The organism is Aquimarina aggregata (genome assembly GCF_001632745.1).
GTDB classification, from domain to species: Bacteria; Bacteroidota; Bacteroidia; order Flavobacteriales; family Flavobacteriaceae; genus Aquimarina; species Aquimarina aggregata.
Map to the genome: position 1 here is coordinate 254,050 of NZ_LQRT01000058.1, position 14,603 is coordinate 268,652.

Genomic DNA, 14,603 nt, shown 5'->3' on the forward strand with positions numbered 1-14,603 from the left:
TTATTTTTTAAAATCCAACTTCTAGACCAATTCTACCAGACGCAGTTATCGGTGTTAATCCTCTATCTAAACCTCTTGAGAATAATCCATCACCTCCAACTTCAGGATCAAATCCAGTATAGTTGGTAATAGTAAGTAAATTTGATGCTCCTAAGTATATTCTAAATTTAGCAATTCCATGCTTTTTTAAGATGTCTTGAGGAAGACTATATCCTAATTGAATGTTTCTAAGTCTTATATAATCTCCATCTTCTAAAAAGATGTCAGTAATAGGAGAGTAGTTCGTAGTTTCCCCACCTCTTCTATTGATCGGAATATCTGATGTTGTATTGGTAGGTGTAAATGCAAATAATAAATCTCTGTGATTTTGAGAATCATACGCTAACGCCTTAGGTCCGTTTAGTATTTTACTACCATAAGAACCAAACCAACTCATATTAAAATCCCAATTTTTATAATCTAAATTTATATTTAGTCCTACTTCAAAATCAGGAGTGTTATTACCTTTAAATACTCTATCATTGTCAAAATCAATAGTTCCATCTCCATTAGCATCAACAAGTCTAACATCTCCAATTTGGGCACCATCGGTAAGACCACCAAGTAATAAATATTCATCTAACTCTTCTTGAGTACGTATTATCCCGTCTGTATCTAATAAGAAAAATGCTCCTGCTTGAAACCCTTCTCTTGCAAAATTCACAGGAAGTGTAGAAATTCTATTGCTACCAGGCGTAAGTCTATCTCCTACAATTTGAGAAGTACTACCAGCTAGTCTTGTCACTTCATTAATATTCATGGTATACGTACCATTAATACCCCATTTAAGTGCACGAGAATTATTTTTATATCCAGCAGTAATCTCTAATCCTTCGTTAGTAAGGGCACCAATATTACTGGCAATACGAGCACCATTGTTTCCGTCTGGATCGGCTCCAGAAGAAGCAGGAATAACTAAATCAAATAATAGATCATCTTTTTCTACTTTATAATATTCTCCAACAATGGTTACAGAATTATTGAAAAGATTAAGATCTATACCTAAGTTTTGAGAGATACTAGTCTCCCACTGTAGGTTTTCATTAAAAATTCTAGTTTGATTTAAACCATTAACAATTCCTCCGTCGTTACCAATTGGTACATTTAGATTATTATTAATTAGAGGAAGTGTTCTAAAGTCACCAATGTTTTGATTACCAACTTCACCGTAACTGGCTCTTAACTTTAAATCACTAATAAAAGATAGGGCAGAAGCATTTTTGAAAAACTCTTCATTACTAATATTCCATGCAAATGATGCACCATAAAATACACCTACTCGATTTCCTTCTGCGAATTTACTTGAGCTATCTGATCTTACATTCGCTCTTAATAAATATCTACCATCATAATTGTACCCTAAAGTCCCTATCGCTCCTAAAAGAGCCGAATCTGTATCTTGACCTTGTACATTAATGTTTTCTCTATCAATGGCTTGATCTATAGTTGGTAGGTCATTTGATCTAAATCCTCTTACACTTGTTCTAGTAGTTGCCCATAACCTGTTTTCTAAAGTATATCCAACCAGAGCAGATAATTTATGTTTACCAAATGTTTTATTATAATCTAAAATACCTTCTACAGAAGTTTGTTGAAATGTTGTAGTCGATTCTTGAAGTTTTGCTATTGCAGCATCTTCTCTACCAACTAATATTTCTCCTGTTTCATCATCAACAAATCGAAAAGAACGTTGGAAAAATATTCCTCTTGTTTGTGTTCTATTACCACTAAGGTTAAGTCTAGCACTCAACCCATCAGCTAGTTCGTATCTAAATTGTAAAGTACCACCAGCAGAATTACTCTCGTTAGTACTAACTTCTTGTAATTTTTGAAGAATGTTTCCAAGAACATTGAATTGATCTGCATTACCTCCTAATTCGTTTCCGGCACCTAATCGATCAGGACCTTGTTCTGTAGCAGAAGCAGTTACTGCATCATAAAGGATAGCCCAAGGTTCTCTATTGGCATCAGATCGACTTAAATTCATACTAGAGAATAAAGAAAATTTCCCTGTCTTAAAATTACTATTAAGTCTTAAATTAGTTCTTTTAAAATCTGAATTTATTAATACACCATCTTGATCTAGATGATCCAATACTAAACTAAAGTTTGCCGTATCACTACCTCCAGAAAGTTTAAAATTATAATTTGTAGTAACGGCATTATTATTAAGGATAATATCTTGCCAATCTGTATTGTTATTTAAAGCATCTGGATTTCTATTTAAAATACCACTGCTTTCAAATGACAATCCTGAATTCTCAATAAATTGTATGTCTGTTGCAATAGCTTCACTTCCTGTAAGTGTTGGTACACTAGATGTAATTCTATTTACAGAAGTATATGTAGAAAAGTTAAATTTTAAACTTCCCGGTTTCGCTCTTTTAGTAGTTATGATAATAACTCCACCAGAAGCTCTAGATCCATAAATAGCTGCTGTTGCTGCATCCTTAAGAACCTCGATAGATTCGATTTCGTTTGGACTTAAGTTTGGATTATCCGAAAAAGGAACACCATCTATAATATATAGTGGTCCTAATGCGTTATTTGCAGGGTTAATTTCTCCTGCAAGTGGATCTAATCCTTGAGTTCCTGAACTGGCCAATGAGTTAGCACCACGAATTTGGATGTTAACCCTAGCACCAGGAGCACCACTTTGCGCCTGTACATTAACTCCGGCTAATTGACCTTGAAGTGCTTCAGCAAAGTTTCCAACGGCTTGTCGTTCTAATACTTCACTTTTAACCTGACTTATCGATCCAGATATTTCTCTTTTAGTCTGAGTTTGATATCCGACAACAATAACTTCATCTAGTTCAGAAACATTACTAGTTAATGAAATGTTTATTTTAGATTCTGACCCTACAGTGACTTCTTTTGCTTCGAATCCAATAGACGTAAATACTAATATGTCGCCAACATTAGCCTTTACTTCATAAAGTCCATCAAAATCCGTGACCGTTCCATTACTCGTACCTTTGACTAATACATTTACTCCTAACAGGGGAATGCCGTCTCCATCGGAAACTGCTCCACTTATTGTTATTGATTGTGCATGAATTGCGCCAAAACCCATTATAAATAAAATCAATGCATAATAGCTTTTGTTCTTGCAATTAGCAAGTAAATTAAATTTCATATTGTATGATTTTTGTTGTTTGAATTTAGGTTTTCCCATTAATTTTAACAAAAATTCACATATTTTAATTTATCCAGAGTAACAAATGTCTTAATTAATGAAACAAATGTTTTAATTGTTTAGGATAAGTTAAAGTTTTAATATTAACATACTTTTAAGGCTCAAAATACGACAAATTATCAATGAAACCTTGTCTTATTTTTGGATTATGTAATATATAGTTTTCGTCGTTTGTGAACTAAGATTTATAGGTCTTGGTATTACATAAATTTATAATCAGACATAAAAATATCTCGTTTGTTATTAACTGTTTTATTATTGTTCATATGGTCTATTGTTATACAGATTTATAATCGTTTATTGTTATATGAAAGTTTAAATTTGTTATTGATTTTTTCTAGATGCAAAAAGTTCACTTTTGTTCTGCTATTTAATATTTTGATGATTATGATGAAATATAAGAAAACATATATTTTGGTATTAGTATGCATTGGTATGCTAACATCTTGTAATAAGAATAAAGAAAGAGAGAGTAGTACCGATATAATTGAGAAGGTAGAAGAAAAGAAACTATCTTATCACGAGATTTATTTAAAAGAAATTTTACAGTTACCAAAGAAAAAGAAATCTGATATAGATACGCTTAGTATGATAAAAGTAAAAGGAGGTATCTTTTTAATGGGTGGTATAAGTGATCAAGCTCGAAGAGATGAATTTCCGAGACATAAAGAAGAGGTCAAAGATTTTTGGGTAGATAAAACCGAGGTTACTAATAAACAGTTTAGAGAATTTGTAGAGCAAACAGGATATGTAACTACAGCAGAAAGAGAAATTGAAATTCAAGGTAAAGTATATGATCCCGGAGCGTTAGTTTTTGATGAAACTAATCCTAAGATGTGGTGGAAATTTGAAACAGGTGCAAATTGGAAAAAACCATATGGGCCAAATAGTACAATAGAGGGTAAGGATAACCATCCAGTAGTACAAGTTTCTTGGTATGATGCAATGGCATATGCATTTTGGGCTGGAAAACGTTTAGCTACAGAAGTAGAATGGGAATATGCGGCAAGAGGAGGAAGAAAAGACAATATCTATTTTTGGGGAGATGATTTTAAAAGTGCTACAAAGTATGCTAATTTTTTTCAAGGAAATTTTCCCATGTCTAACAACTTAGAGGATTCTTATGTAAAAACATCTAGTGTAGGATCATTTCCTGAAAATGGATTTGGATTATTGGATATGGCAGGTAATGTTTGGGAGTGGTGTTTGGATACATATTATCCAGATGCATATTTACAACTTGACAAAAGAGAAGATGGTTATTTTAAAAAATACTATAATCAAGAACAGCATAAAGTAGTAAGAGGAGGCTCTTTTTTGTGTAGTGAAAGTTATTGCACAGGATATAGAGCAGCCGCAAGAATGAGTTCTACTCCAGACTCAGGTTTAGAACATACTGGTTTTAGATGTGTAAAAGATGTGATAAAATAATCTGAGAAATACGTTAGTATTACTAAATAAGTCCCAACTTTTAAATTCTATTTATTTTTTATCTAAGATTATCTAATAGAATACAAACCCGATATTTTGTTGATATTTTTCTTGTAATAACAGTCTGTTACAAGAAGAGTAGAATACAGTTTACTGTAAAAACACAAAGGACACTAAAAGTTGTGTACACAACTTTTAGTGTCCTTTGTACTATAAAAAAATGCTTATTCAAATTTTATCCAGTCAAGATTGTATAAATATCCTTTAGGACCTTTGAAAGTTGCAAATATATTTTTAACACCTTTGGTTTGGTTTATAAAAGGAGCGGTTATTTCTTTCCAATTATTCCATCCACCTGTATTTTCGATTTTTATTCTTGCTAATAAAGGACCCTGAGGGTTATCAATGCGTATTTCTAAAGTACCTCCTTGCGAACCACTAGCCACACGAGCAGTAAATTTATTTTGCTTACCTTTTTCAAACAATACTCTATCAAATTGGACCCAACCGTACTCTTTAATATAATCTATTTGCCAACCTTTTGTAGGTTGATCTTTTAATAGACTAATTTTAGCATTAACAAGATCATTATAGCGATCTAATTGAATAAGATCTCCTGCTTTAGGTGTTCCGATTCCTCTTAAAGTAGCTACTTTAGGAACAATACTTCCATTTTTATTAAATATGATTTCGTCGGCTCTCATAGATCGTAATCTATTGTGGTTGCTTAAAGACCAATAGTGATAAAATAAATACCATTTTCCTTTATATTCTACAATAGAGTGGTGGTTCGTACCATTATCAATATTTGGCATAATAACTCCTTGAAAATCAAATGGACCCATTGGACTTTTACTGGTAGCATATTCAATTTCATAATTATTTTGATTTACACGACCCCAAGAGAAATAGTAAAGACCATTTCTTTTAAACATGAAAGAGGCTTCTCTATAACCTTCTTCAGGAATACCAATAATATCCTCCGGTTTTCCTTCAATTTCAGTCATATTGTCTTTTAATCTTGCTACTTTTAATGCACCAGTACCTTTACCTCCACCATAATAAATATATGCTTTGCCATCATCATCTACAAAAGGGTTTGGGTCAATCCCCTGAATTCCTTTTATATAATCCTTTTCCCATGTAAATGGTCCAGTCGGGCTGTCCGATATTCCTACGCCAACACGTCTAAAGGCACTTTTGTCTTCTGGCATCCCTGGATAATAGTAGTAGTATTTATCTCCTTTTTTTATACAATCGGGAGCCCACATTCCGTACATATTCTTTTGACCCCAAGGCACATCGTTTTGATCAAGAGCTACACCATGATCTCTATAATTTATTAAATCTGTAGTCGAAAAAATATGATAATCGGGCATACAAAATCCATTAGACCCTTGATCTTCAGTACAACCCTCGATATCATGTGATGGATAAATATAAAGTATATCATCAAAAACACGAGCTGTTGGGTCAGCGGTATATAAATGTGTTACCAAAGGATTTTGGGCTGTTACAGAATATATCGTTGCGAGCGTACAACACACGATAGAAAGAACTTTTTTGAATGTCATCTAGTAAATTTTGTTTTTAATTTATTACCGCTAAAGTCTGAATTGATACTAAGCGTAGGCATAACATATGTGTAAAACTCTAGGCTAAATGATTCTATATAATATTAGAAATTAGATTCAAATAATAGATTTGTCGTGCAATACATAAGAACAACATATAAAAACATAATTAGTAAATAATTCTTGTCATTAACCATAAATTGCTGTTATAAAATATAAAAACATGAAAAATAGGCTTCTTATCCAATTACTAAGTGTTGTTTGTTGTTTTAATGGGCTTTCTCAGGCTAAAGTTCAAAAACCTAATATTGTTGTGGTTTTAGCAGATGATATAGGATTAGGTGATATATCTGGATACCGAAAAGCACATTCAAAAAAAATCATAGTAGAAACCCCACAAATGGATCAGTTAATGAAAGCAGGTATGTCTTTTACAGATGCACATTCTCCAACTGCACTTTGCGCTCCTTCGAGATATAGTATCATGACGGGTAATAATACATACCATAGTTATGCACCTTGGGGAGTATGGGGATCATATCAGGAATCCCCAATTAAAAAAACAGATCTAACTCTAGGGAAATTGATGAAACAAGCCGATTATCATACTGCATTTTTTGGAAAATGGCATATGGGAGGTGACTGGTATCGTAAAGGTAGTACTACTGAAATATATAGAGGACCACGTTGGAAAACACAAACAGATATTGATATTAATCAAATTGTAGGCGCAGGGCCTCAACAAAACGGATTTGATTATAGTTTAATGTTTCCGGCAGGAATTCAAGATGTACCATATGCTATTTATGAAAATGAAAAATGGATGCCTTTAAATGATAACTCTAAAATTGGGTTAATTACCCAAGAAAAGATGAATGCATTAAAAGTAAAATTAGATAAAGACGAAGGTTTAGGTGATACAGAATGGAATCCATTTAAAATAGGACCTCTTTTAGCTACTAAGGCCGTAGATTATATCAATAATGTGGATAAAGAAAAACCTTTTTTTATGTATTACTGCACTCAAGCAGTACATAAACCACATACACCATCTGACTCTTTGAATGGTAAGAAAGTTAGAGGAACTAATGCAAATTATCATCTAGACATGATTGCAGAGATGGATGTGCAAATGAATATGTTGATTACTGCTTTGAAGAAAAATAAGCTGTATGAAAACACAGTATTTATATTTACATCAGATAACGGAGGATTAACATTTAAAGAAACAATGGCAACAGGGCATAGACCTAGTGATATTTACAGAGGTGCTAAAAATCAAATTTATGAAGGAGGACATAGAGTTCCGTTTATAGTAGTATGGCCAGAAAAAATTAAACCGAATACGATATCAAAAACTTTGGTGTCCGGAACAGATATTTTAGCCACACTAGCAGATATAACAAACAAGAAAATCCCTGATAATCAAGCAATGGATTCATCAAGTCTATTACCTGTTTTATTGAAACAAGAAGTAGATACAAGAAAAGTATTAATGATTCAAGGAGGTACAGGTAAAGAAGTTGCTTATCGAGATCAAGCCTGGAAATTAATTATTAAATATGATAAAGATGAAATCAAGCCTATAGCTTTATTTAATTTAGATCAATCTCCTTCAGAAAAAGAAGAAGATAACCTAATAGATCGTCCAAAACATAAAGAAAGAATTGATCAAATGTTTACAAATTATAAAAAGATACGAGATACCAAAACGCCAAGTAGGGATTTATAATTATAATTTGATTAATTTTTATTGTTTTTCTCAGCGTAAAACATGAAAGAATATTCATATTTATTTTTGGTTAATTGATAGGGGGGTAGTGCAATAGCGCTTTGACTCCAACTATCATCACCACCAACTCCTAGTTGCGCATGGTCAATGTTCAGTGTATAAAAAGAGTTTGTTTTAAGGTCATAAGTATGAGTGGCTTCTTCCAAATTTTCTTGTGTATAGGGCCAAATAGAAAAGTCAACAGTAGGATACCCTTTAATGTTAAGAGTTTTAGTTGGTCCCACTAAGCGTAACGAACGTACATCACTGCGATTTCCGTTTTCTTGTGGATAGATATAGTCAAAACTCATTTTGTTTGTTTCACATGTATGTAAACTTAATTTTGCGCCTTCTTTTCGGTCAGAATAATTTTCATGAGGACCTTTTCCATAATACTCAGTAGTTCTAAAAGTATCGGGGATTGTAGTTTGCATTCCGAATCGAATCAAATCTGGTGAGCTCTTAGGAGTATTGACTTTAAAATTTACTTTAATTCCTTGATCTAAAAATTGATACGTTAGCATTAAATTTGAAGCAAAACTCGAAGTACTATTAACCGAAATTATATTGTTTTTGATACTAATATCATTTATTTTTAAACTATCAGCAATGGTTTTCCAACCTCGAGATCTTTGATTAATTTTATTACCTCTAGCACGATCATTATCTGTAGATGCTCTCACAAAATTTGCTTTTAATGGCGAAAGTAATATAGGTTTGTTATGAGCAACGTAAGAAGATATATACCCAGTGCTTTTATTAATTTTGGCCTCGTAAGTGTTCGTTTTTATCAAAACAAAATCTGTAGTCTCAGAAATAATCACATTTGAAGAACTATTTTTCCCATGTTTAGGTATTTTAGAAAGTACTAGATCCTCCCAAGCTACTTCATGACCTGGTTTAGCATATTTTGTTAATGTTTTAGTGAAAGCAGCTATATGAATATTGTACTCTACTCCAGGTTCTTTTTTTAGAGTAAAAGGAAGTGTAATTGTCTTTTTTTCAGAAGGGTTGCAGTTAATTGTTGGTAAATTTCCTGATTTGATAATTACTCCATTAGCTTTAAGATTCCATTTAAAAGTAAAAGAATCTAGGTTAGTAAAATGATGCCAGTTTTTGATAGTAAAACTTAAGTTAGATTCGTTTATTTTTGAAAACTCTATAGGTTGAAAAACCTTTTTACATTCATACAATGCTGGTTTGGGACTTCTGTCTGGATTGATAATCCCATTAATTAGAAAATTAAAACGACCTGGATGTGCTCCAAAATTTTCATTAGGATCATTTCCATATCCCCAATAGGATACTCCTTGTTTTGTCTTTAAAGAGATTCCTTGGTCGATATAATCCCAGATTGCACCCCCAATAATGTTGGGGTATTTGCGTGTGATCTCAAGATAGTGTTTTAATCCACCTAGAGAGTTTCCCATGGCATGAGCAAATTCACAATTAAAAATAGGACGTCGATCTCTTGTGTTAGTTGCTAGTTGTTCAAGCATTGTTACAGGTGCATACATTCTACTTATCATGTCTACGTAGGATCTATCATTAGGATTTAAAATTCCATAAGACCATTTTTCGTTACTATGTTTAATATATTTAGGATTGCTTTGATCCCCCTGAGCTCCTTCAGAATGAATTGGTCGAGTAGGGTCGTACTCTTTGATCCAACCTGACATTGCAGAATGATTTGGTCCGGCACCTGATTCATTTCCTAACGACCAAAATACAACAGATGGATGATTTTTATCTCGCTCAACCATTTTAATAGCACGATCTAAAAAAGAATACGCCCATTCTGGCCTATTAGAAAGTTCGCCTCTCATACCATGAGTTTCTATATTTGCTTCATCCATGACATAAATTCCTAGTTCATCACACAATTCATAGAGATATGGATCATTTGGATAGTGGCAGGTCCTGATTAAATTCATATTATTTTGTTTCAAAATCATAAGATCTTGATATATTTCCTCTCGTGTAACAGTTTTACCACCTGTTGGACTATGATCATGCCGATTAACGCCAAACATTACAATACGTTTTCCGTTTACTTTCAGTACACCGTCCTTAATATGGATTTGTCTAAAACCAATTTTAGTAGATGTAGCTTGAATTACTTTTCCATCTTTTTCTAGAGTTAGTAAAAGCGTATAAAGATTTGGATGTTCTGCACTCCACTTCTTTGGATTTTTAATATCTGCCTCTAATAAAGCAAAATATGGACTATCGATTTGTGGGTACCATTCATTTTTAATTTTACTAGCAGGAATAGTTAAGGGATTTTTTAAAACTGTTTTTTCTCCATCAAGTAGATTTGCTTTAACGATATAACCATCTAACTTTTGAGCTGATGCACTATATAATTTAGGTCGTAGTTGCAACTTTGCATTAGTGTAGTTTTGATCTAATGGTGTACGCACAAAAACATCAGAAATAGCTACTTTTGGCCATGCTTGTAAAAATACTTCTCTAAATATACCGCTCATTCTCCAATGATCTTGATCTTCTAGATAGGCTCCATCACTCCAACGGTATACCTTAACAGCAATAGTATTTTTACCTTTTTTAACATATTTAGTAATATCAAACTCTGATGAGGTGTAGCTTCCCTGGTTATATCCAACTTCTTTTCCATTTATGTAGAGGTAATAGGCATTTAGGACTCCTCCAAAATTAATTAAGATAGTTTTGTCTCCCCAATCGTTTGGAACATCAAATTCTCGTTTATACGAACCTACTGGATTATGATTATGATCTATATAAGGTTGATTCTTAGGAAAGGGGTATCCAGAATTTACATAAGTCACCTTTCCATATCCTTTCATTTCCCAACTAGAAGGTACTTCGATAGTATTCCAATTAGAGACGTCGTAATTTTCTTTGTAAAAATCATTTGGAGCGTCTGCAGGTTTTGATACCCATTTAAATTTCCATAAGCCATCTAAAGATTGATACCAAGAAGAATTTTCTCTGTTTAGCGTTTTAGCTTGATCCAGTGATGGGTATGAATATAAGGTAGCTCTTGATGGCGCCCTATTTTTCTGAACAACTAATGGGTTTTCCCAATCATTTTGATATTGAGCCTGCAAAAGACTAAGGCTTAAAAAAAAAGATAATGTGAAGGTTTTATAAAGATTCATTTTATTTTTTTATTGAGGACAATTCTTTTTTATCTAAAAATTTGATTTCGTGCAACGACATGCTATAATTACTGCCAGTAGGGTTACCTAGACCGTTTTTTGAATAGGCAAAGTTAGCAGAGTAGCATAACCACGCTGTTTTGCCATCATCGCTAATAAATTTAGAAGGGATATTTAAAAAGTATGCTTGTGGTCCAAAATCTCTGAGATAAGAAACTATTTTCCACGGTCCAGTAATGTTATCTGATTTCAAAATATAACTATCCATTGATTTTACTGTAGGCCATCCATCGGTAATGCACATTAAAAACTTCTTGAGAGGTGCATTATAAGTCATACTTACATTACCGGCGTTATTATTCCATTCGAAAATTGGTTCTAAATCATGTAACTCTTTAGACCAAATCTCCTTACCATTTTCGTCTTTTCCGGCAAAAAACTCATATTGTGATTTATCATTTATTGTTTTGGGAGATGGTTTTACTCGAATAAGATAAATAAGATCTCCACTAACCCAACTTAAGTTACCAGGTCTGGGTTTGTTGTTATCTATTCTAGCGCTATGACAGGTAAGATATGCATACCCGTCTGGTGAATGTTCCATATTTTTACCAAAATCAACAAAATGAGGAACTCCAATCTTTACTGGTTTAGCAGTCAAATCAGTTTTTTCGTTAAATAAATTGTTGGACGGAGATACTTTAGGGGTATTCCAGGTTTTTCCATAGTCATTTGAAATTCTAAAGCCAACAAATGGCCCAAGTATAGGCCAATTCATACTTAAAGAAGGAGCGTCCAGAAGGCAATATGTTCCATAATACCAGATGCCATTGTAAACTAAAGATCCGGCAGGGTATCTTCCTTCATAAGGTAAAGCACTACCTTTTGTAGTTCCTAAAGAAGTGATTTTTAAATTCAAAGGATCGCTGCCTTCTATTTTAGCCTGACCTGTATGTGCTTTTTCTCCAGGGTAAGATCTACATAATTCATTATTGATTTTTCCATCTGTCCATGGAGAATATAAGTTTCCGTCAGAAGCCCAACTAGGATACCATGTATCTGCATTTGTATAATTAGCATGTTTACCTGTAAATCCAATGTTAGCTATTTCAGTAGATTGCTCCACTGGAATTTTATGAGCCCAAGAATTTAATTTTACATGATTTTCCCATATAGAAATTTTTTGCGCAAAAATAAATGAATGACTAAAACTAAAGATTAAGACTAAAATGAGTTTTGAGTTTTTTTTCAATTTGAGAAAATTTAAATGGACTTATATAAATATGTTCATGAAATCTTAAACTTTATAGTGTTTTAAATTCAATAGCTTGTCCGCCACCAGGAGCCAGTTCCAAAGTCATTTTATCTATAGAAGTAACTTCTTTTTTTATGATTTCAAAAGATTCTGGATTTTCTAACCAATGTGCATCTTTTGCATCTGCATATATAGTAGCTTGATATTTTTTTCCTTTTGAAAGAAAAGATAAATCAATATCTAAGGATCGAGCATTTTCATCACTAATACTCCCTAAATACCAATTATCGGTTCCTTTTTCTTGTCTAACTATAGTGTAATAATCTCCTATTTTAGCATTTAAAACTTTAGAATCAGACCAATCGGTAGGAACATCTTTTATAAACTGAAAAGCTGGGTTACCTTCATAATTAACAGGTAAATCTGCTGCCATTGGCATAGGACTATACATAGTTAAGTAATATGCTAATTGTTTACTTAATGTTGTTTTTACACGAAACGGTACTTCACTCCAATCTCTTTTACCTAAGAACATTTTAAAAATTCCCGGAGTAAAATCTATTGGTCCTCCTAGAATTCTAGTAAAAGGTAGAACTACACCATGTTCTGGTTGATTACCTTTACTCCATGCATTGTATTCTTGTCCACGCGCACCTTCACGAGCCATTAAATTTGGATATGTACGTTGCTCTCCTGTATATTTTATTGGTTCATGATTTACAATCATTAGTTTATATTCTGCAGCTTTTTGCACCATTTTTTTATAATGACGTACCATATATTGACCATGATGGTGTTGTTTATATGTTTTTTTTACGGTATCGTAGTTTACATCACCAGTGTAACCAACTTTTATAGTTTTAATTCCCAGATCACTGCACATTTTATATAATTCGTCCATAGCAGGTTCATAGTGATCAATGTCAGATATTGTTTCATGATACATCATCATACGAACACCTTTTTCTTTTGCATATTGGCATACTTCTTTGATATCAAAATCATCTGTCGATGTTTTCCAATCAAATATACCATAGCCTGTCCATGAGCCTTCCATATCATCCCAACCTTTATCCCAACCTTCGATCAATACATCAGGAAATCCATGTTTAGCTGCAAAATCGATATGATACTTTGCATTTTTTGTATTTGCACCATGAGGCTTGGTTATTGGTTTCCCGAATTGAGTTTTTTCTGCCCAAGCGGTTTTTCCGATATGAAGTTCCCACCAAATACCAATATATTTATAAGTTTGTATCCAGCTAGTGTCTTCGTAAGCATTGGGTGGATTAAGATTCATAATCATATCAGACTCAACTAATCCTCCTGCATTTTCTGAAATTTGAATGGTCCTCCAAGGTGATTGAAACGGAGTTTTTGCTCTTACTAGATCTCCATTTAACCATGGCGTTAATTGTGCTTTTAGTTTAGAATCGTTTAGTGTATTTAGTAAGTTCATTCCTGCGTAATCTGTAAGATCTGCTTCATGAATGCTAATTACTAAATTATCATTTACCTCTATGGTTGTAGGCGTATTAGCCATATTTGGACGTTCTTCTTTATTGGGACGTCTGTAAAATTTTGTAGAATCACCTATCCGACTTATAGGAGAATTGTAGTATTCTTTTTCATAATTATCATAATCTGCAAAATTCCACCACGCTTTATAATCTCCTGCAAAATCAAACTCTGTAAGCTCATCCATAATGATAAATTCATCTAAACTTTCTTGTTGAGGAAAAACATATCTAAAAGCAATTCCATCATCATAAGCTCTTGCAACAATATCCAATAAAAGGTTAGTTTCTTTTTGCCTTAAATGAAGTGTTAATTCATTATAATGATCTTTAATTGTTTCTCTCTGTCCCCAAACAGTTTTCCATTGGCTATTGTTACTTTGTTTTTTCGAAGATAACAGCTCAAAATTATTCTTTAAGGAGTGTTTTTTTAATTCAAAACCTAGTCTAGAGGTTTCTATAAATTGTAAATCATTATGATGAACAGTATATGAAATCATCCCAGTACTATCAACGTCAAAAGAAAAGGTATTTTTACTATCAGGAGATCGTAATTCTGTTTCTATTACCTTTTCTGTTTTTGAGGTGCAACTAATAAGTAGTGCTAAAATTGTTATGGTTGTAAGTGTTTTGAACATTTTGTTGTTATTGTGTTATGATACTACAATTTTAGT

The 14,603-nt window shown here is 32.9% G+C and carries 7 protein-coding genes; 2 read left to right on the top strand and 5 right to left on the bottom strand.

Annotated elements, in window-relative coordinates; genetic code table 11:
• Window positions 1–7: 7 nt before the first annotated feature.
• The gene (locus tag AWE51_RS24260) at window positions 8–3,178 is read right to left on the bottom strand and encodes a SusC/RagA family TonB-linked outer membrane protein (RefSeq protein ID WP_157766216.1); all 3,171 of its coding nucleotides are present in this window, start codon (window positions 3,176–3,178) and stop codon (window positions 8–10) included.
• A gap of 447 nt (window positions 3,179–3,625) precedes the next feature.
• Here AWE51_RS24260 and AWE51_RS24265 point away from each other — a divergent pair, with 447 nt between their 5' ends.
• Complete coding sequence (locus AWE51_RS24265) at window positions 3,626–4,669, top strand: formylglycine-generating enzyme family protein (RefSeq protein WP_082832612.1); 1,044 nt, start codon at window positions 3,626–3,628, stop codon at window positions 4,667–4,669.
• A 224-nt stretch (window positions 4,670–4,893) separates the two neighbouring features.
• Here the strand turns inward: AWE51_RS24265 and AWE51_RS24270 are convergent, their stop codons facing one another.
• Window positions 4,894–6,243, bottom strand: coding sequence for a family 43 glycosylhydrolase (locus AWE51_RS24270; RefSeq protein WP_082832601.1), 1,350 nt, complete (start codon window positions 6,241–6,243; stop codon window positions 4,894–4,896).
• A 223-nt stretch (window positions 6,244–6,466) separates the two neighbouring features.
• On the opposite strand from AWE51_RS24270, the gene AWE51_RS24275 reads away from it, so the two are divergent.
• The gene (locus AWE51_RS24275) at window positions 6,467–7,975 is read left to right on the top strand and encodes a sulfatase family protein (RefSeq protein ID WP_066319467.1); all 1,509 of its coding nucleotides are present in this window, start codon (window positions 6,467–6,469) and stop codon (window positions 7,973–7,975) included.
• 11 nt (window positions 7,976–7,986) lie between these two features.
• On the opposite strand, the gene AWE51_RS24280 is transcribed toward AWE51_RS24275, so the two are convergent.
• From AWE51_RS24280 to AWE51_RS24290, 3 genes are read right to left on the bottom strand one after another with little or no spacing between them, the layout of a single operon-like run.
• The gene (locus AWE51_RS24280; protein WP_066319469.1) at window positions 7,987–11,157 is read right to left on the bottom strand and encodes a glycoside hydrolase family 2 TIM barrel-domain containing protein; all 3,171 of its coding nucleotides are present in this window, start codon (window positions 11,155–11,157) and stop codon (window positions 7,987–7,989) included.
• 1 nt (window position 11,158) lies between these two features.
• Window positions 11,159–12,409, bottom strand: coding sequence for a DUF4185 domain-containing protein (locus AWE51_RS24285; protein WP_066319471.1), 1,251 nt, complete (start codon window positions 12,407–12,409; stop codon window positions 11,159–11,161).
• 52 nt (window positions 12,410–12,461) lie between these two features.
• Entirely contained in the window at window positions 12,462–14,567 is a 2,106-nt protein-coding gene (locus tag AWE51_RS24290) for a glycoside hydrolase family 97 protein (protein WP_066319473.1), read from the bottom strand.
• Window positions 14,568–14,603 lie beyond the last annotated feature (36 nt).